19 protein-coding genes are annotated in these 24117 nt (G+C 74.9%); 11 read left to right on the forward strand and 8 right to left on the reverse strand.

Annotated features, from left to right (window positions below):
* The first annotated feature begins 112 nt into the window (after positions 1–112).
* The gene (locus HCN52_RS04935; RefSeq protein ID WP_168087131.1) at positions 113–505 is read left to right on the forward strand and encodes a VOC family protein; all 393 of its coding nucleotides are present in this window, start codon (positions 113–115) and stop codon (positions 503–505) included.
* A 22-nt stretch (positions 506–527) separates the two neighbouring features.
* Here HCN52_RS04935 and HCN52_RS04940 read toward each other — a convergent pair whose 3' ends face one another.
* Together HCN52_RS04940 and HCN52_RS04945 are read right to left on the reverse strand one after the other, a co-directional pair.
* Complete coding sequence (locus HCN52_RS04940) at positions 528–1256, reverse strand: SAM-dependent methyltransferase (protein WP_168087132.1); 729 nt, start codon at positions 1254–1256, stop codon at positions 528–530.
* A gap of 62 nt (positions 1257–1318) precedes the next feature.
* Positions 1319–2317 carry an NAD(P)/FAD-dependent oxidoreductase gene (locus HCN52_RS04945; RefSeq protein ID WP_168087133.1) on the reverse strand — a complete coding sequence of 333 codons (999 nt, stop codon included), beginning with the start codon at positions 2315–2317 and terminating at the stop codon, positions 1319–1321.
* Positions 2318–2533: 216 nt separating this feature from the next.
* On the opposite strand from HCN52_RS04945, the gene HCN52_RS04950 reads away from it, so the two are divergent.
* Complete coding sequence (locus HCN52_RS04950; protein ID WP_209314176.1) at positions 2534–2932, forward strand: NUDIX hydrolase; 399 nt, start codon at positions 2534–2536, stop codon at positions 2930–2932.
* Positions 2933–2992: 60 nt separating this feature from the next.
* On the opposite strand, the gene HCN52_RS04955 is transcribed toward HCN52_RS04950, so the two are convergent.
* Complete coding sequence (locus tag HCN52_RS04955) at positions 2993–4804, reverse strand: ABC transporter ATP-binding protein (protein WP_168087159.1); 1812 nt, start codon at positions 4802–4804, stop codon at positions 2993–2995.
* A gap of 290 nt (positions 4805–5094) precedes the next feature.
* Between HCN52_RS04955 and HCN52_RS04960 the strand changes: the two genes are divergently transcribed.
* The 3 genes from HCN52_RS04960 to HCN52_RS04970 all read left to right on the forward strand — a co-directional run bounded on the left by HCN52_RS04960 (position 5095) and on the right by HCN52_RS04970 (position 10567).
* Positions 5095–6675, forward strand: a complete 1581-nt coding sequence (locus tag HCN52_RS04960) for a phytoene desaturase family protein (protein WP_168087134.1) — start codon at positions 5095–5097, stop codon at positions 6673–6675.
* Positions 6676–6852: 177 nt separating this feature from the next.
* Positions 6853–7443 (forward strand): lytic polysaccharide monooxygenase auxiliary activity family 9 protein, encoded by a 591-nt coding sequence (locus HCN52_RS04965; protein ID WP_168087135.1) that lies wholly within the window; start codon positions 6853–6855, stop codon positions 7441–7443.
* A 163-nt stretch (positions 7444–7606) separates the two neighbouring features.
* Complete coding sequence (locus HCN52_RS04970) at positions 7607–10567, forward strand: FAD-binding and (Fe-S)-binding domain-containing protein (RefSeq protein WP_168087136.1); 2961 nt, start codon at positions 7607–7609, stop codon at positions 10565–10567.
* A 42-nt stretch (positions 10568–10609) separates the two neighbouring features.
* On the opposite strand, the gene HCN52_RS04975 is transcribed toward HCN52_RS04970, so the two are convergent.
* On the reverse strand, positions 10610–11212 hold the full coding sequence (locus HCN52_RS04975; protein WP_168087137.1) for a hypothetical protein: 603 nt from the start codon (positions 11210–11212) through the stop codon (positions 10610–10612).
* A gap of 218 nt (positions 11213–11430) precedes the next feature.
* Here HCN52_RS04975 and HCN52_RS04980 point away from each other — a divergent pair, with 218 nt between their 5' ends.
* Together HCN52_RS04980 and HCN52_RS04985 are read left to right on the forward strand one after the other, a co-directional pair.
* Positions 11431–13263: an ABC transporter transmembrane domain-containing protein gene (locus HCN52_RS04980; RefSeq protein ID WP_168087138.1), complete on the forward strand. Its 1833-nt coding sequence runs from the start codon at positions 11431–11433 to the stop codon at positions 13261–13263.
* Positions 13260–15050 (forward strand): ABC transporter ATP-binding protein, encoded by a 1791-nt coding sequence (locus HCN52_RS04985; protein ID WP_168087139.1) that lies wholly within the window; start codon positions 13260–13262, stop codon positions 15048–15050. Before HCN52_RS04980 ends, HCN52_RS04985 begins: the two co-directional genes overlap by 4 nt.
* Before the next feature lie 59 nt (positions 15051–15109).
* On the opposite strand, the gene HCN52_RS04990 is transcribed toward HCN52_RS04985, so the two are convergent.
* The 4 genes from HCN52_RS04990 to HCN52_RS05005 all read right to left on the reverse strand — a co-directional run bounded on the left by HCN52_RS04990 (position 15110) and on the right by HCN52_RS05005 (position 19620).
* On the reverse strand, positions 15110–15592 hold the full coding sequence (locus HCN52_RS04990) for a peroxiredoxin (protein WP_168087140.1): 483 nt from the start codon (positions 15590–15592) through the stop codon (positions 15110–15112).
* A gap of 323 nt (positions 15593–15915) precedes the next feature.
* Entirely contained in the window at positions 15916–17442 is a 1527-nt protein-coding gene (locus HCN52_RS04995; RefSeq protein WP_209314177.1) for an aldehyde dehydrogenase (NADP(+)), read from the reverse strand.
* A gap of 109 nt (positions 17443–17551) precedes the next feature.
* Positions 17552–18532 carry a LacI family DNA-binding transcriptional regulator gene (locus tag HCN52_RS05000; RefSeq protein WP_168087141.1) on the reverse strand — a complete coding sequence of 327 codons (981 nt, stop codon included), beginning with the start codon at positions 18530–18532 and terminating at the stop codon, positions 17552–17554.
* Positions 18523–19620, reverse strand: coding sequence for an aldose epimerase family protein (locus HCN52_RS05005; RefSeq protein WP_312876545.1), 1098 nt, complete (start codon positions 19618–19620; stop codon positions 18523–18525). The genes HCN52_RS05000 and HCN52_RS05005 overlap by 10 nt, the downstream gene beginning before the upstream one ends.
* 117 nt (positions 19621–19737) lie before the next feature.
* Between HCN52_RS05005 and HCN52_RS05010 the strand changes: the two genes are divergently transcribed.
* From HCN52_RS05010 to HCN52_RS05025, 4 genes are all read left to right on the forward strand, one after another.
* Positions 19738–20664: an NAD-dependent epimerase/dehydratase family protein gene (locus HCN52_RS05010; RefSeq protein WP_168087142.1), complete on the forward strand. Its 927-nt coding sequence runs from the start codon at positions 19738–19740 to the stop codon at positions 20662–20664.
* A 115-nt stretch (positions 20665–20779) separates the two neighbouring features.
* Positions 20780–21913: a mandelate racemase/muconate lactonizing enzyme family protein gene (locus HCN52_RS05015; RefSeq protein WP_168087143.1), complete on the forward strand. Its 1134-nt coding sequence runs from the start codon at positions 20780–20782 to the stop codon at positions 21911–21913.
* Positions 21910–23082 carry a Gfo/Idh/MocA family protein gene (locus HCN52_RS05020; protein WP_168087144.1) on the forward strand — a complete coding sequence of 391 codons (1173 nt, stop codon included), beginning with the start codon at positions 21910–21912 and terminating at the stop codon, positions 23080–23082. Before HCN52_RS05015 ends, HCN52_RS05020 begins: the two co-directional genes overlap by 4 nt.
* Positions 23079–24074 carry a carbohydrate ABC transporter permease gene (locus tag HCN52_RS05025; RefSeq protein WP_168087145.1) on the forward strand — a complete coding sequence of 332 codons (996 nt, stop codon included), beginning with the start codon at positions 23079–23081 and terminating at the stop codon, positions 24072–24074. Before HCN52_RS05020 ends, HCN52_RS05025 begins: the two co-directional genes overlap by 4 nt.
* Positions 24075–24117 lie beyond the last annotated feature (43 nt).

The following is a 24117-nucleotide window of genomic DNA, read 5'->3' on the forward strand; positions in this document are numbered from 1 at the left end:
CGGCGCGGTACCGCCCGCCCGCCGCCCCGGCGCGGGGGCGGCCGGGTGACGGTGCGCCCGCCGCGGAGCGCCGACCCGGGCGGCGGGGCCGGTGAGGGCTATCGTCGCCCGCATGACCGCCGCACGGTTCAAGGCCCTCGCCCTGGAAGCCCGCGACCACCAGCGGCTGGCCGACTGGTGGTGCGAGGCCCTGGGGTACGAGCGCTGCGCGCCGACCCCTCGGGAGCACTGGCCGCAGGGGTGGCCGGTGCTGATCACCGACCCGCGCGGCGAGGGCCCGCCCATCTGGATCACGCGGACCGCGGGAGAGGAAGCACCCCACCGAGCGGTGCGCCTGGAGGTCTACGGGCAGGTCGCCGACCTGCTGGCGCTGGGTGCCCGGGAGGTGCCCGACCGCCGGCCGCCTCAGGCGCACGGGCACCTGCTGGCCGACCCCGCCGGGAACCGCTTCGGAGTCTTCGCCCCGCCTCCGGAGGGACCGGCGGTCTCGCTCGGCGTGCGGTGAACCGGGGCGCACCGCCGGTGGGTCACCCGGTGCGGCGGGCCCGCAGCACGGCGTCGCGGAAGGTCAGCGGCGTGCCGTCGGGGCGAGTGCCCTCCCGGTCGACGTCTGCGCAGACCTCGACCTCCCACCCTGCTGCGAGCCCCAGCGACTCCCGTACCTCCGCGGCCCCCGGCAGCCGGACCCGGTGGTCGTGCTGCTGCCGCCCGCCGGGCACCTCCGCATGGCCCACCACCAGCAGGGTCCCGCCGGGCAGCACCGCCTGCGCCGCGCGGCGCAGCACCGCCTCGCGGGGCAGCGGGCCCCAGGAGTGGAGGAACTGCGCCGAGACCAGGTCGAACCGGCCCGCGGGGAAGGTGGCGCCGAGGTCGTGGTGCTGCCAGTCGATCCGGTCGGCGACACCGCGTTCGGCGGCGAGCGCCGCGGCGCGCTCCAGCGCCACCCGGGAGATGTCGACGGCGGTGACCCGCCACCCCCGGGCGGCCAGCCACAGGGCGTCGCCGCCCTCACCCGCGCCGAGGTCGAGCGCGGAACCGGGCGCGAGCTCCGCGGTGTGCTCGACGAGCGGGGCGTTGACCCGGCCGCTCCAGATCCGGTCCTCGGCGGCGTAGCGGGCGTCCCAGAACTCGGTCTCCGTCTGCTCGTCGGGCTCCGTCCGCCCGTCGGGCCCGGGCGTCGCGGCGGCGGTCGGGGCGGTCGGGGCGGGGTCGGCGGGCGCGGTGGTCGCGCCGTCGGTGGGGACGGTACCGGGCATGGAGTTCTCCTTCGGGTGGGGTGCGGTCCGGTGCGAAGTGCCGGCGGGGCGGTGAACTGGGGTCACCGGCCGGGTCCGGCGCCGGCTGCCGCGCGGTGGGCGGCGACCGCCCGGCGGGTCTCCGCCGCGACGAGGTCGGCGTTGATGGCGGCGCCCGCGCGCTGCCCGGCGGCGGCGGCGCCGATGACCTGGTCGGTGAGGACCGACACGTTGCCGGCCACCCAGAGCCCGGGGACGGTGGTCGCTCCGCCGGCGTCGGCGGTGGCGTGGGTGCCGACCACGTGGTCGTCGACGGCGAGGTCGGTGAGTTCGGCGCCGAGGTCGGTGAGGACGCCGGACCGGGCGGTCATGCGGGGGCCGGCGACCAGTACCTCACGGGCGACGTGCTGACCGGCGACCCGGACGCCGGTGAGGCGCCCGTCCTCCGCCGTCACCTCGGTCACCTCGCCGGGGACGATCTCGATGCCGCGCGCGGTGAGCTCCTCGGCGGCCTCCGGCGCGAGCGGTTCGGCGCCGCTGAGGAAGAGCAGGTCGGCGGTCCACTGCCGCCACAACAGCGCCTGGTGGACGGAGAGCGGGCCGCTGCTGAGCACGCCGACGGGGCGGTCCCGGACCTCCCAGCCGTGGCAGTAGGGGCAGGCCAGGACGTCGTGTCCCCATCGGGCCGCCAGCCCGGGGACGTCGGGGAGTTCGTCGACCAGCCCGGTGGCGACCAGCAGGCGGTCGGCGGTGACCGCCGTCCCGTCGGTCAGGTCGAGGTGGAAGCGGTCGTCGGCGAGCCGGGTCGCCGACCGTACCTCCCCGGTGCGGTGGTGGCCGCCGTGGGCGACGACCTCGGCACGGCCGGCCGCCAGCAGGTCGGCGGGGGGCGTGCCCTCCCGTCCGAGGTAGCCGTGGACGGCGGCGGCAGGCGCGTTGCGCGGGGCGCCGGAGTCGACGACGAGGACGTCGCGTCGGGCGCGTGCCAGGGTGAGGGCGCCGCTCAGGCCGGCGGCGCCCCCGCCGACGACGACCACCTCGTGGTGACGGGCGGCGGTGGGGGGTGCTGTCTCGGTGCTCATGGTCCTTCTCGGCTCTCTCGCGGTCCGGTCCCCTGCTGGGATGCCCGATGGTGGACCCACGCCCCACCAGGGGCAACTCCGCTTGCCGATCCGGCAAACCCCGCTCGCGCCCCGTTGCCGGAGCGGAGCGGGGCAGGAGCGCGGCGGCGGGGCGGGCGCCGCGGGGGTGGAAGAATCACCGGGTACGACGGACGTGGGCGGAAGGGTCGCGACGGCATGCGGATGATCGACACGGTGGCGTGGGTGTGCCTGGCCGACGGCCGGGTGCTGGGCACCCGGACCAGGGGGCGCGAGCTGTTCTACATCCCGGGCGGGAAGCGGCGGCCGGGCGAGAGCGACACCGACACGCTCTTCCGGGAGGTGCGCGAGGAGGTGGCGGTCGACCTGCTGCCGGGCACGGTGGAGCACTTCGGCACCTACGAGGCCGAGGCCGACGGGCACGGCGCCGACGTGCTGGTGCGGATGGCCTGCTACACCGCGGAGCACCGGGGCGTCCCGGTGGCCTCCGCGGAGATCGAGGAGGTGCGGTGGTTGGAGTACGCCGACCGCGACCTCACCGCGCCGGTGGACCGCGCGGTCTTCGACGACCTCAAGGCCGCCGGCCGGCTGGTGTGACCGGGGGCGGGCCGCTCCGGGGAGCGGCCCCGCCGGGCCACCGGGCGCCCCTCGCCCGGTCTAGGAGACCGCGTCGGCGGACTCGCGGCGCCCCGCGTCACGGCGGAGCAGTTCCGCGTAGTGGCCGTCGCGTGCCAGCAGTTCCTCGTGCGTGCCGCGTTCGACGACGTGCCCGCCGCTGAGGACGACGATCTGGTCGGAGTCGCGGATGGTGGAGAGCCGGTGGGCGATGGTGATGGTGGTCCGCCCGGCGGCGAGCGCGTCGATCGACGCCTGCACCGCGCGCTCGGTGCGGGTGTCCAGCGCGCTGGTCGCCTCGTCCAGGATCAGCACCGGCGGGTCGCGCAGGACGGTGCGGGCCAGCGCCAACCGCTGCTTCTCCCCTCCGGAGAAGCGGTAGCCGCGCTCGCCGACGAGGGTGTCGTACCCCTGGGGCAGCCCGGCGATGTGGTCGTGGATGTGGGCGGCGCGGCAGGCCCGTTCCAGGTCTGCGTCGGTGGCGTCCGGGCGGGCGAAGCGCAGGTTGTCGGCGACGGAGGCGTGGAAGAGGTAGGTCTCCTGGGAGACCACGCCGACCGCGCGCGCCAGGGAGTCGAAGTCGAGCTCTCGCACGTCCACCCCGTCGAGGGTGACCCGACCGCTGGTCACGTCGTAGAGCCGGGGCACCAGGTACCCGAGGGTGCTCTTCCCCGAACCGGTGGCGCCGACGACGGCCAGGCTCCCGCCTGCCGGTACGGCGATGTCGACCGCGGTGAGGACGGGCGGTGCCCCGCCGGGGTCGTAGGAGAAGGTGACCTCCTCCAGCCCGACCTCGCCGCGGGCCCGCCGCAGCCGCACCGGGTCGGGGCGTTCGGTGATGTCGGGAGTGAGGTCGAGGTACTCGAAGATGCGCTGGAAGAGCGCGAGCGACGCCTGGACGTCGACGCCCGTGGAGAGCAGGGCGACGGTGGGGCGGAGCAACCCCTGCTGGAGGGTGACGAAGGCGACCAGGGTGCCGATGGAGGGCGCGGCCCCGCCGAACTGGAACATCAGGCCGGCGGACCAGTAGAGCAGGGCGGGGATGGCGGCCATGATCATGCCGATGGTGGCGAGCCGCCAGCGCCCGGCCATCGAGGCGCGGACCTCCAGGTCGACCAGGCCGGCGGACTCGCGCGAGAAGGCGTCGGTCAGCGAGTCCGACCGTCCCATGGTGCGACCGAGCAGGATGCCGCTGACGGACAGCGACTCGGTGACGTGGGCGGCCATCTCCGCCATCTGCTTCTGCCGCTGGGTGGTGATGCGGCGGCGCTCGCGGCCCACCCGCCGGGCGATGGCGGCGAAGGCGGGGAGCAGGGCGAGCGAGACGAGGGTGAGTCGCCAGTCGAGGGCGAGCATCGCGACCACGGTGGCGACGACGGCCGTGACGTTGGAGACCAACGAGGTGGCGGTGGAGGTGACGGTGGCCTGCATGCCGCCGATGTCGTTGGCGATGCGTGACTGGACCTCGCCGGTGCGGGTCCGGGTGAAGAAGGCGAGCGGCATCTCCTGGAGTCGGGCGTAGACCCGGGTGCGGAGGTCGTGCATGACCCGCTGGCCGACGCGAGTCGAGATCAGCGTCTGCAGGACGCTGAAGACGCTGCTCAGCACCGCGGCGACGATCATGCCGAGGGCGAGCAGGCCGAGCAGGCCGGTGCGCCCCTGGGGGAGCGCGGTGTCGATGATCTCGCGGAGCAGGAACGGGGTGGCCACGGCCACGACGGAGGAGGCCGCGACCAGCGCCCCGACCACGGCGAGCCGCCCCCGGTAGGGGCGGAAGAGGGTGATGATGCGCCGCAGTTCGTGGGGCCTCCGGTCGGCCGCACCGTCGGGTTCCTCCGGCGGCCCGGCCGGCATGTGGTGGTGCAATGGGATCCTTAGGGACGGTTTGCGAGGTCGGGGAACAGTCCAGACTACGGCGACGGCGCCCGCGTCGGACCGGTACGACGGAACTGTTCACCTGCTTACGGAGCCTGTCCCGGTTTCTTCTCTTCGGCCCGCTCGCGACCGCAGTGCGTCGCCGCGCGGTCCGGTCGCGGCGTGCGCTCGGCGCGCGGGGCCTGCGCTCCCGGGCGTCCGGACCGCGGACGGTGCCAGGCGTGCGGCGCGGCTGGCCGGGGGCGGCGCCGCCGTGCTACCAGTCGTCCATGGTCGATCACACCCACTACGACGCCGTCATCGTCGGCGGCGGCCACAACGGACTGGTCGCCGCCGCCTATCTCGCGGGCGCCGGCCGCCGGGTCCTGCTGCTGGAACGTCTGGAGCGAACGGGCGGCGCCGCCGTCTCCACCCGACCGTTCGCCGGCGTGGACGCCCGGCTCTCCCGCTACTCCTACCTCGTCAGCCTGCTGCCGAAGCGGATCGTGCGGGAGCTGGGCCTGCGGCTGGAGCTGCGGCGGCGGAGCGTCTCCTCCTACACCCCGGCGGTGCGCGACGGCCGACCCACCGGGCTGCTGGTGGGCGCGGACGAGTCGGCCACCCGGGAGTCGTTCGAGCGGCTGACCGGCTCCGATCGCGAGTTCGCCGCCTGGCAGCGGTTCTACGCCATGACGGGACGGGTCGCGGAGCGCGTCTTCCCCACACTGACCGAGCCGCTGCCGGACCGGGCGGCGCTGCGGGAGCGGGTCGGGGACCCGGCCGCGTGGCAGGCCCTGTTCGAGCGCCCGCTGGGTGAAGCCGTCGAGGAGCGGTTCGCGGACGACCTGGTGCGGGGCGTCGTCCTCACCGACGGGCTGATCGGCACGTTCGCCGACGCGCACGACGCCTCGCTGCGGCAGAACGCCTGCTTCCTGTACCACGTGGTGGGCGGCGGCACCGGCGACTGGGACGTGCCGGTCGGCGGGATGGGCGCCGTCACGGACGCGCTGGCCGACGCGGCGCGGTCGGCGGGGGCGGAGCTGCGGACCGGGCACGAGGTGACCGGTCTGGCGACGGACGGCCGCCGGACGGAGGTGACCTACCGCCACGGCGACGTCGAGCGGACGGTGGACGCCGAGACCGTGCTGGTCAACGCCTCGCCCCGCGAGCTGTCGCTCCTGCTGGGCGAGGAGCCCGCGCCGACGGAGGACGGCGCGCAGTTCAAGGTCAACATGGTGCTGCGACGGCTGCCGCGGCTCGCCGACGCCTCGGTCGACCCGGCGGACGCGTTCGCCGGGACCTTCCACGTCGGTGAGGGGTACCGGGCGCTGGGCCGGGCGTACCGCGAGGCCGCCGCCGGGGAGCTGCCGCAGGCGCCGCCGTCGGAGATCTACTGCCACTCGCTGACCGATCCCTCCATCCTCGGCGGGGAGCCGGGCGCGGCCGGCTGGCACACCCTGACGCTCTTCGGGCTGCACACCCCGGCCTCCCTGTTCCGGTCCGACAACGCCGCGACGCGTGAGCGGTTGCTGGCGTCGACGCTGGCGGAGCTGGACCGGCACCTCGGCGAGCCGCTGGCGGACTGCCTCGCGCGGGACGCGGACGGCCGGCCGTGCGTGGAGGCGAAGACGCCGGTGGACCTGGAGCGGGAGCTGCGGCTCCCCGGCGGCAACATCTTCCACCGGGACCTGACCTTCCCGTTCGTCGCCGACGACTCCCGGGAGGACGGTCCCGGCTCGGCGGCCGCGCGGCGGTGGGGGGTGGCGACCGGCCACGAGACCGTCCTGCTCTGCGGCGCGGGGGCGGTCCGGGGCGGCGGGGTGAGCGGCATCCCCGGCCACAACGCCGCCATGGCGGTGCTGGGCCGCTGACGCCGCCGTGTTCCCGGTGCGCGGCGCCCGCCGCGGAGGCCGGCCGCGTACCGGGAACGCGTGGTGTGTGCATTGGTATGGACATGTTGAAACGGCCCCAGTAGCCTCGAACTTGGTCTAGACCTTCTCCGTTTGCGCGCGAACACGAGCTCACCCCCCACACACCTGGAGCGAGTCATGCGCACCAAGCTCACCGCTGCCGTCACCGGCCTCGGCCTGGCCGCCGCCACCGTGCTGGCTGCCGCCGGCGCCGCCAACTCCCACGGCTACACCACCTCCCCCACCAGCCGTCAGGCCCACTGCGCGCAGGGCGCCGCGCCGGACTGCGGCAACATCGTCTGGGAGCCGCAGAGCGTCGAGGGCCCCAAGGGCTTCCCGCAGGCAGGCCCCGCCGACGGCGCCATCTGCTCCGGCGGCAACGGCCAGTTCTCCCAGCTGGACCAGCCCCGCAACGGCTCCTGGCCCACGACCTCGCTCTCCCCCGGAGCCGGGTTCACCTTCGACTGGACCATCACCGCGGCCCACAGCACCACCGACTTCCGCTACTTCGTCACCAAGGACGGCTGGAACCCCAACACCCCGCTGACCCGGGCCGACCTGGAGCCCCAGCCGTTCCTGACGGTCCCCATGGACGGCCGGCAGCCCAACTGGTCCGAGAGCCACACCGGAACGCTCCCGCAGAAGAGCGGACGCCACCTGATCCTCGCGGTCTGGGACGTCGCGGACACCGCCAACGCCTTCTACGCCTGCTCCGACGTGCAGTTCTGACCCCGGCACGCGCACCCCTCGCCCCCGTTCCGCCACGCGGCGGGACGGGGGCGAGGCGGGTCCGCCGGCCGGCCGACCCACCGCCGTCGGCCGCGGCCGCCCACCTATGCTGGCCTCCGACCGGCGGGAACGCCCGACGCCCCCGGTCGGAGGGAGACCCACCATGCCGCTGCTGGACCCGGACCCCGCCGCCCTGCGGCCCGCCGCCGGCACCCCCGCCGCCGACCGGGTGCCGCCGGAGCTGGCGGAGGGCACCCCGCAGCCGCTGCGCCGCGACCTGACCGACCTGCTCGGCGCCGAACAGGTCCTCTGGCGCGTCACCGACCTCGTCAGCTACGCCTCGGACGCCAGCCCCTACCGGTTCGTGCCCCGCGTCGTCGTGATCGCGCGCCATACCGCCGACGTCGCCGCCGTCCTCGGGTACGCCCGGCGCCACGGGCGCGACGTCGTCTTCCGGGCAGGCGGCACCTCCCTCAACGGCCAGGCCCAGGGCGAGGACATCCTCGTCGACGTACGGCGCCACTGGGCGGGGGCGACCCCGTCCGCCGACGGCACCCGCCTGCGCGTCCTGCCCGGCACCACCGTGCAGCGGGCCAACGCCGCCCTCGCCCGCCACGGCCGCGTCCTGGGACCGGACCCCGCCAGCGCCATCGCCGCGACCCTCGGCGGCGTGGTCGCCAACAACGCCTCCGGCATGACCGCCGGGACGACCCGCAACAGCTACCGCACCGCCACCTCGATGACGATCGTGCTGCCCTCCGGCACGGTCGTCGACACCGCCGCCCCCGACGCCGACACCGCGCTGGCCGCGGCGGAACCCGACCTCGCGGCGGGCCTGCTGGCGCTGCGGCAGGAGATCCTCGCCGACGCCGCGCTCACCGACCGCATCCGGGCCAAGCACCAGCTGAAGAACACCAACGGCTACCGCCTCGACGCGTTCCTCGACTCCGACTCCCCCGCCGCAATCCTGCGCGGCCTGATGGTCGGGTCCCAGGGCACCCTCGGCTTCCTCGCCGAGATCGTCATGGACACCCTGCCCCTGCATCGGCACGTCCTCGCCGGCCTGCTGTTCTTCCCGTCCCTCGCCGCGGCGGCCGCCGCCGTGCCGCACTTCACCGCCGCCGGCGCCCCGGCGGTGGAACTGATGGACGGCAACACGCTGCGCGCCTCGGTGGCCGTCGACGGCGTCCCCGCCGACTGGGCGGAGCTCCCCACCGGCACCACCGCGCTGCTGGTGGAGTTCCGCGCCCCGGACGAGGCCGCCGCCGAAGCAGCCCGCATCACCGCCGAGCAGCTGCTCGGCGACCTGGAACTGGTCGCGCCGGTCGCCTCGGTCACCAACGCCTTCACCGCCGACCCGGCGGTGATCGCCGGCTACTGGAAGGCGCGCAAGGCCTTCGTCACCGCGGTGGGAGGCGCCCGCCCACCCGGGACCACCCTGATCACCGAGGACTTCGCGGTACCGCCCGAGCGGCTCTCCGAGGCGTGCGAGGCCCTGCTGGAGTTGCAGGCGCGCCACGGCTTCGACGCCGCTGTCGCCGGACACGCGGCCCACGGCAACCTGCACTTCCTGCTCGCCTTCGACGCCGCCGACCCCGCGGACGTCGACCGCTACGCGGCGTTCATGGCCGAGTTCTGCGGGCTGACCGTCGAGCGGTTCGACGGCTCCCTCAAGGCCGAGCACGCCACCGGCCGAAACATCGCGCCCTTCCTCGAACTGGAGTGGGGCGAGCGGGCCACCGCGCTCATGTGGCGCATCAAGCGCCTGATCGACCCGACCGGCGTCCTGGCGCCCCGGGTCGTGCTCGACCGCGACCCCCGCGCCCACCTCCGGGGGTTGAAGTCCATCCCCGCGGTGGAGGCCGAGGCCGACCCCTGCATCGAGTGCGGCTTCTGCGAACCCGTCTGCCCCAGCCGGGACCTGACCACCACACCGCGCCAGCGGATCGTGCTCCGGCGGGAGATGATGCGGCAGCCCGCCGGCTCCGAGGTCGGGGAGAACCTGCTCGCGGACTACGGGTACGCCGCCGTCGACACCTGCGCCGGCGACTCCAGCTGCCGCGTCGCCTGCCCGGTCGGCATCGACACCGGCGCCATGATGAAGGAGTTCCGCTCACGGCGGCACAGCGACCGGCAGGAGCGCGCAGCCACCGCCGCCGCGCGCCGGTTCGCCGTACTGGAACGCGCCGCGCGCCTCGCGGTCACGGCGGCCGCGACCGCGGGCGACACCGTGTCCGGCAAGGCCACGGCCCTCGCCCGCCGCGCCGTCAGCCACGAACTGGTGCCGCAGTGGCTGCCCGGGATGCCCCCGGCGGCCGGCCCCCTGCCGCGCACCCCGCGCGAGGGGGCCACCGCGGTCTACTACCCCGCCTGCGTCAACCGGATCTTCGGCGAACCCGAGGGCCTCACCGGCTCACTGCCACTCCCCCGCGCCGTGGTCGCCCTGGCGCTGCGCGCCGACCGGCCGGTCTGGGTGCCCGAGGACGTCGCCGGGACCTGCTGCGCCACCATCTGGCACTCCAAGGGGTACGAGGGCGGCAACACCCTCATGGCCAACCGGGTCGTCGAGGCCGCCTGGCGGTGGACCGACCACGGCCGGCTGCCGCTGGTCGTCGACGCCTCCTCCTGCACCCTCGGTCTGGCCGAGGAGGTGGTCCCCTACCTGACGGAGGCCAACCGGGAACGCCACGCGCGCCTGACCGTCCTCGACTCGCTCCAGTGGGCCGTCGACCAGCTCCTGCCGCGACTGGCCGTCAACCACCCCGTGGCGTCGGCGGTGGTGCACCCCACCTGCTCGATGCAGCACCTCGGCGACGAGGAGGCGCTGCGGCGGGTCGCCGAGGCGTGCGCCGGGGAGGCGGTCGTCCCGCTCGACGCCACCTGCTGCGGATTCGCCGGCGACCGGGGCATGCTCCACGAGGAGCTCACCGCCTCCGCCACCGCGCGGGAGGCGGCCGAGGTCACCGCCCGCCCCTTCGACGCGCACCTGTCGGCCAACCGCATGTGCGAGATCGGCATGGAGCAGGCGACCGGCCGCCCCTACCACTCGGCGCTGATCGCGCTGGAACGCGCGACCCGCCCGGCGGGCCCCGCCGCGCCCGGGGCGGAGCCGGAGCCGAGCTGAGAGCGGGTGCGGGGCCCCGGCTCCGGACGCCCGCAACCGGGGCTACGGAATCGACGCCGCGCACCCCGGTGGCGGGTAGTCGCCCGCCACCCGGAAGTCGGCACAGGTGAAGAAGTGGTCGTTCCAAGCCCCCACCACCAGGCCGACGGCCGACACCACCGCGACGATCACGACCGAGGCGACCCTCATCCGCCGCTGCGGCAGCGCGAAGTACCCGGGCGCGAGCAGCCGGGCCACCACCCACAGCACCAGGGGCAGCGACAGCACCATCGCCCCGGTCAGCACCCCGTCGACCACCTCGAACGCCCGACCGGGGGCAATCACCGGAGCGAGAAGCCGGAAGACCACCCAGAGCGCCGGAAGCGCGAACAGGAACGTGACCCAGCCGTGTTCGCGCACCTGCTGCCGGAGCGCCCAGCGCCCGAGCAGCACCACCAGCGAGAGCACCAGCAGCTGCGTCGTCCGGTTGTAGAACACGGTCCCGTAGGCGCCCCAGGTGAAGGCCAGGTCCCACCCCACCAGCGCGGCGGAGACCGTCACCGCGAAGAACCCCCGCAGGGCGACCGCCCGCCTGCCGGTCCGGCTGAACCCCTCCAGCAGGTCGTCCTCCTCGTGCCGCGCCGCCCTGCCGTCCCGCTCCGCCATGCTCCGGCACCCTGCCGCACCGCACGCAGCGCCGGGCGCAGACACACGGACGTTACGCCGGGCGGACGCACCGGTGCGCCGGTACCGGGCGCCCGCCCGACCACGCCGAACGCCCCCGCCCCCGGTTCCCCTCCCTAAACCCGTTGAACTGGCGCCCCGCACCGATCAGGCTGTACAGGTTGTGACGGTGGGCCGCGGCCCCGAACCCCAGGGACGCCATGCAGATTCGCGACCTCCCCCACGCCGACCCGGGAGAACCCGACGTCAGGTCGGGCTTCCGGTTCCTGGTGTGGCTCTTCCGCCGCCAGCTCGGCGGCCAGCTGCGAGCGGTGCTGTACGGCGCCCTCCACATGACCGGCGTCGCCCTGCTGCCGGTGGCCGCCGGCGCGGCCGTCCAGGCCGTCATCGACGAGTCGGGGCGGGACCTCGCGCTGGTCGGGGCGGCGCTGCTGGCGGTGGCGCTGCTCATCGCCGGTGCCGACGGCGCGCTGCACCGGGCGGCGGTGACCAACTGGATCACCGCCGCGGCACGCGTGCAGCAGCTGCTCGCGCGGCGCACCGCCGAGCTCGGCGGCATGCTGACCCGGCGGGTGGCCGCCGGCGAGGTGGTCAAGGTGTCCACCGGCGACGTGGAGAAGATCGGCTGGTTCGTGGAGTCGTTCTCCCGGTTCGCCGGTGCCGTGCTGGTGGTCGTCGGGGTCTGCACGGGCCTGCTGGTCTACCAGCCGGAGCTCGGAGTCGTCGTCCTGCTCGGCATCCTGGCCGTGGTGCTCCCCATGCTGCCGCTGCTGCCGGCCGCGACCCGGCGGGCGGACGCGGAGCGGGCGAAGTCGGGCCGTGCGACGGAGCTGGCCTCCGACACCGTGGCGGGGCTGCGGGTGCTGCGCGGCATCGGCGGCGAGGAGCTGTTCCTGAGCCGGTACCGCCGCGCCTCGCAGGAGGTCCGGGGCGCCTCGGTGCACAGCGCCCGTATGTGGGCGCTGATCGACGCCGTGCAGGTGGTGATGCGGGGGCTGCTGCTCATCGCCGTCACCTGGCAGGGCGCGCGGCTCGCGCTGGCCGGGGACATCACCCCCGGTCAGCTGGTGACGGTCTACGGGGCTGCGATGTTCCTGCTGTTCCCGCTGCGGATCTTCCAGGAGGCGGCGATGGCCTTCGTGTTCTCGCGCCCCTCCGCGCGGCGGGCGGTACGGGTGCTCTCGCTGCGCCGTGAGGACGGCGACGCCGTCCCCGCCCCGCGGCAGGGCGACGGCCCACCCGCGCTGCACGACCCGGCGACGGGGCTGCGGGCCGACGGCGGCGCGCTGACCGCGGTGGTCTGCGGGGACCCGGTCACCGCCGAGCGGCTCGCCACCCGCCTCGGCGGCCACGCCCCGCCGGACGAGGGGGCCGACCCCGTGCCCTCCGCCGAACTCGACGGGCGGCCGCTGGACGACATGCCGCTGCGCGCCGCGCGCACCGCGGTCCTGGTGCAGGACAAGGACCCGGTGCTGCTCTCGGGGACGCTGCGCGAGCTGCTCGACGTGCCGTCGTCGGGCCGGGTCACGGTGGACCGGGCGCTGGAGGCGGCGCAGTGCGCCGACGTACTGGCCGCTGTGGCACGCTCCGCCCCCGAGGGCGGCGACGTGCTGGACGCGCGGGTCACCGAGCGGGGCCGGTCGCTCTCCGGCGGCCAGCGCCAACGGCTGGCCCTGGCACGCTCGCTGGTCACCGACCCGGAGGTCCTCGTGCTGGACGAGCCGACCTCCGCGGTCGACTCACACACCGAGGCGCGCATCGCCCGCGGAGTGCGCGAGCTGCGCGCCGGCCGCACCACCGTGGTGATGACCTCCAGCCCGCTGCTGCTCGACCTCGCCGACGCCGTGGTCTTCGTCCACGACGGCGCGGCCCGGCCCGCCGGCTCCCACCGCTCCCTGGTCGCCACCGACCCGGAGTACCGCGCGGTGGTGACCCGGGAGCCGGACGTCCCGGCCGCGTCGCCGCCGGCAGCCGGCACCACGACCACCCGGGGCACCGACCCCGCGCCCTCACCCGCCGAGGAGTCCGTATGAGCCCGCGCATCGGCGTGGCACCGCCGGAGTTCGACCCGGCCGCCGGTGAGCACGCGACCACCCTCCCGGTGGCCGGCGGCGCCACCGTGCGCCGGTACGTCGGCGAGCTGGTCCGCCGCCACCACACCGCCTTCCTGGTGCTGATCGTCGTCAACACCGCCGCGGTGCTGGCCTCCATGGTCGGCCCCTACCTGCTGGGAGGGGTGGTGCAGGACCTGTCCGAGGGGGCGACCGACCTCCCGCTGACGTGGGTGGTCTCGGTCTTCCTCGCCGCGCTCGCCGTGCAGGCGTTCTTCACCCGGCTGGTGCGGCTGCGCGGCGCGATCCTCGGCGAGCGGATGCTGGCCGACCTGCGCGAGGACTTCCTGGTCCGCTCCGTCGGGCTGCCCCCGGGCGTGCTGGAGCGCGCCGGGACCGGTGACCTGCTGGCCCGCATCAACACCGACATCGACCGGCTGGCGCAGGCGATGCGCGAGGCGGTGCCGCAGCTCGCCATCGCGGTGGTCTGGGCCGCACTGCTGCTGGGCGGCATCGTACTGACCGCGCCGGCGCTCGGCATCGGCATCCTGCTGGCGCTGCCGGTGCTGCTGGTGGTCTGCCGCTGGTACTACCGCCGTGCCGGGGCCGGGTACCGCTCCGAGGCGGCCGGGTACGCGGCGGTGGCGGCGGCGCTCGCGGAGACCGTGGACGCCGGCCGCACCATCGAGGCGCACCGGCTCACCGAGCGCCGCGTCGAGCTGTCCGACCTCCGGGTCCGCCAGTGGACCCGGTGGGAGCGGTACACGCTGTGGCTGCGGACCGTGCTGATCCCGACGGTCAACATCTACCACTCGATGGTGCTGGCGGGGGTGCTGCTGATCGGCGGCGCCTTCGCCCTCCAGGGCTGGCTGACGGTGGGCGAGCTGACCACCGGCGCGGTGCTGGCGCAGATGGCCGTCGAGCCGGTCGGCATGATCCTGCGCTGGTTCGACGAGTTGCAGGTGGCGCGGGTCTCGCTGGCCCGGCTGGTGGGCGTGCAGGAGATCGAGGACCCGCCCGCCGACGACACCGAGCGCCCGGCCGGGCGCGAGACGCACGCCGACCGGGTCCGGTTCGCGTACCAGGAGGGCACCGACGTGCTGCACGAGGTGTCGCTGCGGGTGCCGCCGGGGACCAGGGTGGCGCTGGTCGGGCCGTCCGGCGCGGGCAAGTCGACGCTGGGGCGGCTGCTGGCCGGTGTCTACGGGCCGCGGACCGGTGCGGTGACGCTGGGCGGGGCGCACCTGGCGCGGATGCCCGCGGAGCGGGTGCGCGAGCACGTCGCGCTCGTCAACCAGGAGCACCACGTCTTCGTCGGTCCGCTCCGGGACAACCTGCGGCTGGCCCGGCCGGACGCCGACGACGAGGAGATCTGGGCGGCACTGCGGGCGGTGGACGCCGACGGCTGGGCCGCGTCGCTACCGGAAGGCCTCGACAGCGAGGTCGGTTCCGGTGCGCTGGCGGTCGCCCCCGCCCACGCGCAGCAGATCGCGCTGGCGCGGCTGGTGCTGGCCGACCCGCACACCCTCGTGCTGGACGAGGCGACCTCACTGCTCGACCCGCGCGCCGCCCGCGACATGGAGCGCTCGCTGGCCCGGGTGCTGGAGGGCCGCACGGTCATCGCGATCGCGCACCGGCTGCACACGGCGCACGACGCGGACGTGATCGCGGTCGTCGAGGACGGGCGGATCAGCGAGTTCGGCAGCCACGACGAACTGGTCGCCGCCGACGGGACGTACGCGGCGCTGTGGCGGTCCTGGCACGGCTGACGACGTGCTGCGGCGGCCGTCGCCCGGTTCGGGCGGCGGCCGCCGCGGCACACGGCCGGTCAGACCGCGTCGAGTGCGGCCAGTTCACGGGCGAGGGTGTCCACGGGCTGGAAGGTGGCCCCGAGCAGGGCGACGTGCTTCCACCGCAGCACCCCGTCGGGACCGACGAGGAAGACCGAGCGGCGCAGCCCGAGCCCCGGCACGGCCACCCCGTAGGCGCGGGCGACCTCGCGGTCGGTGTCGGCGAGCAGCGGCATCCGCAGGTCGTTCCCGCGGGCGAACCCCTCGTGGCTGTCCAGGTCCTGCGGGCTGATGCCCCACACCGCGGCGCCCAGCTCGGTGAACCGGTCGAGCCCGCCGGAGTAGGAGCACAGCTGCTTGGTGCACACGGCGGTGTTGTCGCCCGGATAGAACGCCAGCACGACGGGGGCGCCGCGGTGCGACGAGAGCGTGTGGTCGGCGCGGTCGAAGGAGCCGTCGGCGAGGACTCCGCCGGGGAGGGTGAAGTCGGGCGCTGGTTCACCGATGCGGGGTGAGGCCACGGGGGTTCTCCTTCGGTGGTGGTGGTGCCGTCCGGTCGGACGGCACGCCACCGCCGCGGCAGCGGCGGGGCGGTGCGGGTACTCGGTGCGTTCGGCCCGTCGTCGGTGGTTCGGAGCGGAACCGTCCACGGACGGGTCACGCTACCGGCACGCGGCCCCGTCCGGCCGTGGTTGGGCCGTCGTCGCCCCCGGCCGAGGTCGGGTTCCCCGGCCGCCGGGGCGGGACGCGCCCGTGCCCCGGCGGCCGGGTGGCGGCAGCCGGGGCACGGGCAGGCGGTGCGGGCGGTGGTTGCGGCGGCGCTCCGCCTCCGCGACCGGCGCGATCAGCTCTCGCGGACCCCGTCGACGCGGCGGGGCAGGCCGAGCGGGTTCTCCTCGCGCAGCTCCGCGGGGAGCAGCGCGGCCGGGGTGCCCTGGTAAACCACCGGGCGCAGCCAGCGGTCGATGGCGGAGGCGCCGACCGAGGTGAACGGGGTGGTGGTGGCGGGGTAGGGGCCGCCGTGGTGCTGGGCGGTGGCGACCGCCACGCCGGTGGGCCAGCCGTTGACGAGCAGCCGGCCGGCGAGCGGGGTCAGCGCGGCCAGCAACTGCGCGGCGTGCCCGGCCTCCTCGGCCGCCTCGTCCGCGCCGATGTGCACGGTGGCGGTGAGGCTGCCGGAGAGGGCGGCGAGGACGGCGGCGATGTCCTCGGTGTCGCGGTAGCGGGCGACGACGGTCAGCGGGCCGAAGCACTCCTCCAGCAGCGTCTCGTGCGAGGGGCGTACGAGGTGGCCGGCGGGGACGGAGACGAAGCCGGGCACGACCGTGCGGCCCTCGCCCGCGCCGGCGGTGACCGGCACGGTGACGTCGGGCAGTTCGGCCCGCTCGCTGACCCCGGCGATGAAGCCGTCGCGGATGCGCTCGTCGAGGAGGACCCCGCCGGCCGCCTCGCCGAGGGCGGAGGTGAGCGAGGTGACGAGGCGGTCCCCCGCCTCGCCCTCGGGCACGAAGACCAGGCCGGGCTTGACGCAGAACTGGCCGGTGCCCAGGGTCACGGAGCCGGCGAGGCCGGCGGCGATCTCCTCGGGGCGCTCCCCCGCGGCGGCCTCGGTGACGACCACCGGGTTGAGGCTGCCGAGCTCGCCGTGGAAGGGCACGGGCACCGGGCGGGCGCAGGCGCGGTCGAAGAGGGCACGGCCGCCGCGGACGGAGCCGGTGAAGCCGGCCGCCGAGACCAGCGGGTGGTCGATGAGGGCGACGCCGGCGTCGAAGCCGTGGACGGTGCCGAGGACGTCCTCGGGCAGCCCGACGGAGGCGGCGGCGCGGCGGATCGCGGCGGCGCAGCGCTCGGAGGTGGCCGGGTGCGCGGGGTGGGCCTTGACCACGACCGGGCAGCCGGCGGCGAGGGCGCTGGCGGTGTCGCCGCCGGGGACCGAGAAGGCGAGGGGGAAGTTGGAGGCGGCGTAGACGGCCACGACGCCCAGCGGCACGCGGTAGCGGCGCAGGTCGGGGCGGGGCGGGGTCAGCGAGGGGTCCGCGTGGTCGATGGCGACGCCGAGGTAGCCGCCGTCCTCGACCTCCTGGGCGAAGGCCTCGAACTGGCCTGCCGCCCGAGCGAGTTCACCGGTCAGCCGGGGCTCGCCGAGGGCGGTCTCCCGGTCGGCGAGCCGAATGATCTCGGCGGAGTCCGCGTTGAGTTCCCGGACCACGGCGCGCAGCAGGGCGACGCGGGTGGCGCGGTCGGCCAGCGCGGCGCGGGTCTCGTGCGCGGCGCGCACCGCCTTGTCGACCGCGGCGGCGTCCGCCTCGGTGGCGGCCTGTCCGTGGCGCTCCCCGCTCCTGGGGTCGACGCTCCACACCGGCTCTGTCATGGGTGCTCTCCTCGTGTTGTGGCGGTCGGCGTCCCGAGCCCGCCGGGGTGCTGCCGTGGTGCCGGGCGGCGGACGCCGCCGGGGTGTCGGCCCGGGCGGCGTCCGCCGGTCAGCTCGGGGCGGGTCCGGTGGAGTCCCGGACGGTGAGACTGGTCTCCAGGGTGGCCTGCGCGGCGGTGCGTCCGCCGGCGACGGCCTGGAGCAGCAGGTCCACGGCGGTGCGTCCCGCCGCGGGTGTGGGCATGGCGATGGTGGTGAGCTTGGGGCGGTTGAGGCGCCCGGTCACGGTGTCGTCGACCCCGACGACGGAGACCTGGCCGGGGACGTCGACGCCCCGTCGGTCCAGCCCCTCGATGACGCCGATGGCGACGAGGTCGTTGTAGGCGATGGCGGCGGTGGCGCCGCTGTCGAGGACCTCGGCCGCAGCGGCGACGCCGCCCTGCTCGGTGGGGGTGTTGGGCCCGGTGACGACGAGTTCGACGCCGAGGCGCTCGGCGGCCGAGGCGGCGGCCCGGCTCATCTGCTCGCTGCTCCAGGAGGCGCGGGGGCCGGGCACCAGCACGATCCGGCGGTGGCCCAGCCCCGCGAGGTGCTCCACCGCCTCGGAGGTGCCGTGGCCGATGTCCATGAGCACCGCGGACAGGCCCTTGACCCGCCGGTTGACCACCACGAACGGCAGGTCCATGCCGAGCCGTTCGATCGCCAGGTTGCTGAGGCGGGGTGCGACGAGGACGACGCCGTCCACCTGCTTGGCGAGGGTCTGGATCAGCTCCTCCTCGGCCTGCGGGTCCTCGTCGGTGTCGGCGACGAAGACGTGGTACTCCCGCTCCCGGGCGTAGGCCTGCGCCGCCTTGATCAGCGGCGGGAAGAACGGGTTGGCGATGTCGGCGACGATCAGCCCGAGGTTGTGCGTGCGCCCGGTGGTCAGGGCGCTGGCCGCCCGGTTCGGGCGGTAGTCCAGCCGCTGCGCGGCGGCCAGGACCCGCTCCCGGGTGGCGCTGTTGACGAGGTGGGGGGAGGAGAAGGTGCGCGACACGGTGGAGACGTGGACGCCGGCGGCCTTGGCCACGTCGCGGATGGTCACCGCCATTCCGTGTCCTCTCCCTGGGCCTGCCGGACGCCCTCGGCCCGCTCGTCGGCGGGCGCCTGTGCGGTGAAGCGGTAGACGGTGGTGGAACGGTACTCCTGGCCCGGACGCAGCACGGTCGGGGGGAACTCGGGCCGGTTGGGCGAGTCGGGGAAGTGCTGCGTCTCCAGGCAGAGTCCGCTGCCGGGACCCCAGACGTGGTCCGCGAGTTTGTTCCCGGAGTAGAACTGCACGCCGGGCTCGGTGGTGAGGACCTCCATGACGCGGCCGGACCGCGGGCCGCGGAGCCGTCCCACGGGGCGGAGTTCACCGGCGGGTGAGCTGAAGACCATGCAGTGGTCGTACCCGCCGGCGGACGCCACCTGCGGGTGGTCGTCGCGGATGCGGGCGCCGACGGCGCGGGGGGTGGTGAAGTCGAACGGGGTGCCGGCGGTGGGCGCCAGCTCGCCGGTGGGGATCTGCCCCTCGTCGACGGGCAGGAAGTGCGCCGCGTCCAGGGTCAGTTCGTGGTCCAGGACGTCGGGGCCGCCGTCGAGGTTGAAGTAGCTGTGGTTGGTCAGGTTGACGTGCGTGGGCGCCTCGGTGACGGCGTGGTAGTCGATGCGCACCTCGGACCCCTCGGGTCCGCCGCTGAGCGTGTAGGTGACGCGTGCCGTGAGCCGGCCCGGGTACCCCTCCTCGCCGTCCTCGCTGACCCGGGTCAGCGTGAGGGCCGCGGGGCCCGCCGACTCCACCGTCCAGACGCGGTTGCTGAACCCGCCGGGCCCGCCGTGCAGGCTGGCGTCGCCGTTGTTGCGCGGCAGGTGGTGCTCGCGGCCGTCCAGGGTGAAGGACCCGCCGGCTATGCGGTTGCCGTAGCGGCCCACGACGGCACCGAAGTACCGACTGCGCGTGAGGTAGTCCTCCATGGTGTCCAGACCGATCACCACGTTGCCGAACGTGCCGCCCAAGTCGGGTACTTCCAGGGACTGGAGCACACATCCGTAGGTCAGCACGCGGGCCCGGACACCCGGGGCAGCGAGCGTGTGGCAGTGGACCGCGTTACCGCCGCTGTCCACGCCGAAAGCTTCTCTCACGCCGTCGTCAGTCACGGCTCACACCCTAGACCGCAATCGGTTGCAGTCAATAGCTGCACGAAGTCTTGACGCGGGCCGATTTCCGAGCGAGAGTTCCGCAACCGCTTGCCGTCGAGGGGAGAAGCAGTTCCGATGAAGGTACTTGTCACCGGTAGTGCCGGGCGATTCGGCCGCAGTGTCGTGGCCGGTCTGGCCGCCGCGGGACACGAGGTGGTCGGGGTGGATCTGCGCCCCGGCGACGCGGGCCCCTGCGCCGCGGTCCAGTCGGCGGACGTGTCCGACGTGGGCGAGGCGTTCCAGGTCGTGGCCCGCCACCGCCCGCAGGCGGTGGTGCACCTCGCCGCCATCGCCGCCCCCTTCAGCCACAGCGGTGGACTCACCTACCGGGTCAACACCCAGGCGGCCTTCGGCATCTGCGAGGCCGCGGTGCAGCTCGGGGTGGAGCGCGTGATCATCGCCTCCAGCCCGACCGTCATCGGCTACGGGGCCCCCGGCGGCTGGACGCCGGACTACCTGCCGCTGGACGAGGACCACCCCGTGCGCCCGTGGAACGCCTACAGCCTCTCCAAGGCCGCGGCCGAGCAGGCGATGCGCTCCTTCACCCTGGCCGCGGCGGGGTCGGTCCGCTTCGCGGCCGTCCGCCCCTGCTTCGTGGTCGCCCCGGAGGAGTGGACGGGCGCCAGCACCCAGACCGGGCACACCATCGCCGAGCGGCTGGACTCGCCGGAGATCTCCGGTCAGGCGCTCTTCAACTACCTCGACGCCCGCGACGGCGCCGAGATGGTGGAGCAGCTGCTGCGGGCGATGCCGGAGATCCCCAACGGCGAGGTCTTCTTCGCCGGTGCCCCCGACGCCCTCTCCCGGGAGCCGGTCGCGGACCTGCTCCCGCGCTTCCACCCGGGCACCGCGAAATTCGCGGAGTCCGTCTCCGGGACCGACCCGGTCTTCTCCACCGCCAAGGCGGAGCGGCTCATCGGCTGGCGCCCCAAGCGCAGCTGGCGGACCGAGCTGCCCGAGCACCACGCGATCCGCACCGACGACGAGGTCCCCAGCACATGAACCACACAGGGCCCTGGGGAGGGTCACGGCGGCGCGGTCCCCGCGCCGCCGCCACCTCCGCCCCCTCGATCCCGGCCCGCGCCGGGATCGCCCCGGCCGCCGTGACGGAGGCGTCATGACCGCCCCCGCCGAAGCGACTGCGGCCACCGACGCCGGGAAGCTCCCCGTCGTCACCGGACTGCGCGCCGGCATCAGCAGCGCCGCGCTGAGCCGCCCCTGGGGGGCGGACGTGCCCGCCAACCACGTGGTGGTCTGCGAGGTCTCCCTCTCGGACGGCCGCACCGGCACCGGCTTCGGCTGGACCCCGCAGATCGGCGCCGCCGCCGTGCTGGCGCTGCTCACCACCGACGTCCGTGACGCCGTGGTCGGGCTGCCCGCCCACCCGGAGACCGTCTGGGACACGGCGTGGAAGCACCTCCACGAGGCGGGCGCCGGCGGCGTCACCACCCTCGCGCTCTCCGCGGTCGACATCGCGCTGTGGGACCTGCGGTCCCGGGCGGCCGGTCTCTCCCTCGCCGACACCCTCGGCCGCCGCCGCGAGACCGTCCCGGTCTACGGCAGCGGCGTCAACCTGCACTACCCGCTCGAGGAGCTGGTCGCCCAGGCGCAGCGGTGGGCGGACCGCGGGCTGAAGGCCGTCAAGATCAAGGTCGGCAGCCCCGACGTCGCGGTAGACGTCGAGCGGGTGACGGCGGTACGGGAGACCATCGGCCCCGACGCCCTGCTGATGGTCGACGCCAACCAGCGGTGGGACCTGCCCCGCGCCAAGCGGGCGCTGACCGCCCTCGAACCGCTGGACCTGCACTGGATCGAGGAGCCGCTGCCGGCCGACGACGTGCAGGCGCACGTCCGGCTGCGGGGCGACACCGGGGTGCCGGTCGCGATCGGGGAGAACGTGCGCACCGTGCAGGGCTTCCGCGACCTGCTGGTCGCCGGCGCCTGCGACGTGGTGCAGCCCAACATCACCCGGGTCGGGGGCATCACCCCCTTCCTGCGCATCGCGGAGCTGGCCCGGGCCTTCTCCGTCCCCCTCTACCCGCACCTGCTGCCGGACCTGTCGGCGCAGCTGGCGTGCGCCCTGCCGCTGCCGGCCATGGTCGAGGACATCGAGGACGCCTCGTTCGCGGCACTGGGACTGCTGCGCGAGCCGTACCCGATGCGGATCGAGGGCGGGTCCGCGCACCTGACCGGCGCGGCCGGTCACGGAATGCACTTCGCCGACGCACCGTGGGAGTCCGCGACGCCATGACCACCACCCAAGAGCCGCAGCGCATCGTCCTCGCGGGCGTGCACGGATACGGGCGCAACTACCTGCCCGTGCTCCGTGAGCTGACCGCGGAGGGCGTCGCCACCCTGGTGGGGGTCTGCGACCTCCGCCCGGTGCCCGCCGACATGCTGGCGGGCCTCGGGGACCCGGTCCACGGGTCCGACCTCGGCGCGCTGGTGCGCGAGACCGGCGCGGACGTCGCCGTCATCGCCACCCCGCTGCACACCCACACCACCCTGGGGCTGGCCGCCATGGAGGCCGGCGCCCACCTGCAACTGGAGAAGCCACCGGCCGTCTCGCTGGCGGAGTTCGACGCGCTGCGCGAGGCCGCCGACCGGCTGGGCCGGGTCTGCCAGGTCGGGTTCCAGTCCCTGGGGTCGGGCGCCCCGGAGCGGGTCCGCTCCCTGGTGCGCGACGGGGCGATCGGTACCGTCCGCGGTATCGGCGCCCACGCCGCCTGGTCCCGGGACACCGCGTACTACCAGCGTGCGCCCTGGGCCGGCCGCCGGCGCCTGGACGGCGTCGACGTCGTCGACGGCGCCCTCACCAACCCGCTGGCCCACGCGGTCGCGACCGTGCTGGCGCTGGACGGCGGATCGGTGAAGTCGGTCGAGACCGAGCTCTACCGGGCCTTCGACAACGAGACCGACGACACCTCGTGCGTGCGGGTCCGCACCTCCGGCGGGCTGGCCCAGGGCCGGCCGCTGGTGGTCGCCGCGACGCTGGCGGCGGCGGAGCAGCAGCCCCCCGTCGTCACCGTCCACGGCGACGGCGGGAGCATCTCCTACTGGTACACCGAGGACCGGGTCCGCCTGACGCGGCCGGGCTCGGAACCGGAGGAGACCACGCACGGACGCACCGTGCTGCTCCGCGACCTCCTCTCCCACCTGGCCGCCGCGCGAGACGGCGCGGCCGAACCGGCCCCCCTGCTGGTCCCGCTGGCCTCCACCGAGGGGTTCATGCGGGTACTGGAGTCGGTGCGCACCGCGCCCGACCCCCGGCAGCTGCCGGCCGAGGACCTGCCGGGTGAAGGGGGTGCCCGTCGCCGGGTGATCCCCGGGATCACCGACGTGGTGACGGAGGCCGCCGACCAGCTCGCTCTCTACTCCGAACTACCGCGGTTCGCCGCACTGGCCGGGAGGGCCGCATGACCGACATCCAGGAGAGGCCGCCCCAGGCGGACCCGGCGGCAGCCCAGGCCTCGGCCGCGGGCACCCCGCCGGGCGTCGTGACCGGCCACCACACCGCGCAGATCAAGAAGCGCCGCCGCAAAGAGGCACTGATCGCGCACCTGTTCCTCGCACCGTGGTTCGTGGGCCTGATCGCCATCACGTCCATTCCGCTGCTGGCGTCGCTGTACCTGTCGTTCACCGACTACCACCTCATCCGCGACTGGGGATGGGTCGGCTTCGACAACTACCGCGTGATGTTCACCGAGGACCCGCGGTTCATCAAGGCGCTGACGAACACCTCGATCTACGTCCTGGTGTCGGTGCCGCTGCAGCTGACGTTCGCGCTGGCGCTGGCGCTGGTGCTCGACCGCGGCGTGCGGGGCCTGTCGATCTACCGCTCGGTCTACTACCTGCCCTCGCTGCTGGGTTCCAGCGTGGCCATCGCCATCCTGTGGCGGAAGGTCTTCGGCGCGGACGGCCTGTTCAACGGGTTCCTCGGCCTCTTCGGCTACGAGGGCACCAGCTGGGTGGGCGACCCGTCCACCGCGCTCGGCACCCTGGTCGTGCTGAACGTGTGGACCTTCGGTTCGCCGATGGTCATCTTCCTCGCCGGGCTCCGGCAGATCCCGCCGAGCTACTACGAGGCGGCCAGCATCGACGGCGCCGGCACGATGCGGCAGTTCTTCTCCATCACCCTGCCGCTGCTGACGCCGATCATCTTCTTCAACCTGGTGCTCCAGCTGATCGGCGCCTTCCAGTCCTTCACCCAGGCGTACGTGGTCTCCGGCGGCAACGGCAGCCCGGCCGACTCCACGCTCTTCTACACGATGTACGTCTACCAGAAGGGCTTCAACTCCTTCGAGATGGGCTACGCCTCGGCGATGGCCTGGGTCCTCGTGCTCATCATCGCCGTCCTGACCGCGGTGAACTTCCTGATGTCGAAGTATTGGGTGTTCTACAGTGACAAGTAACCACGACACCGACCGCGGCGGGCTCAAGGTCAAGGACGCCGAC

The organism is Streptomyces bohaiensis (assembly GCF_012033785.1).
GTDB classification, from domain to species: Bacteria; Actinomycetota; Actinomycetes; order Streptomycetales; family Streptomycetaceae; genus Streptomyces; species Streptomyces bohaiensis.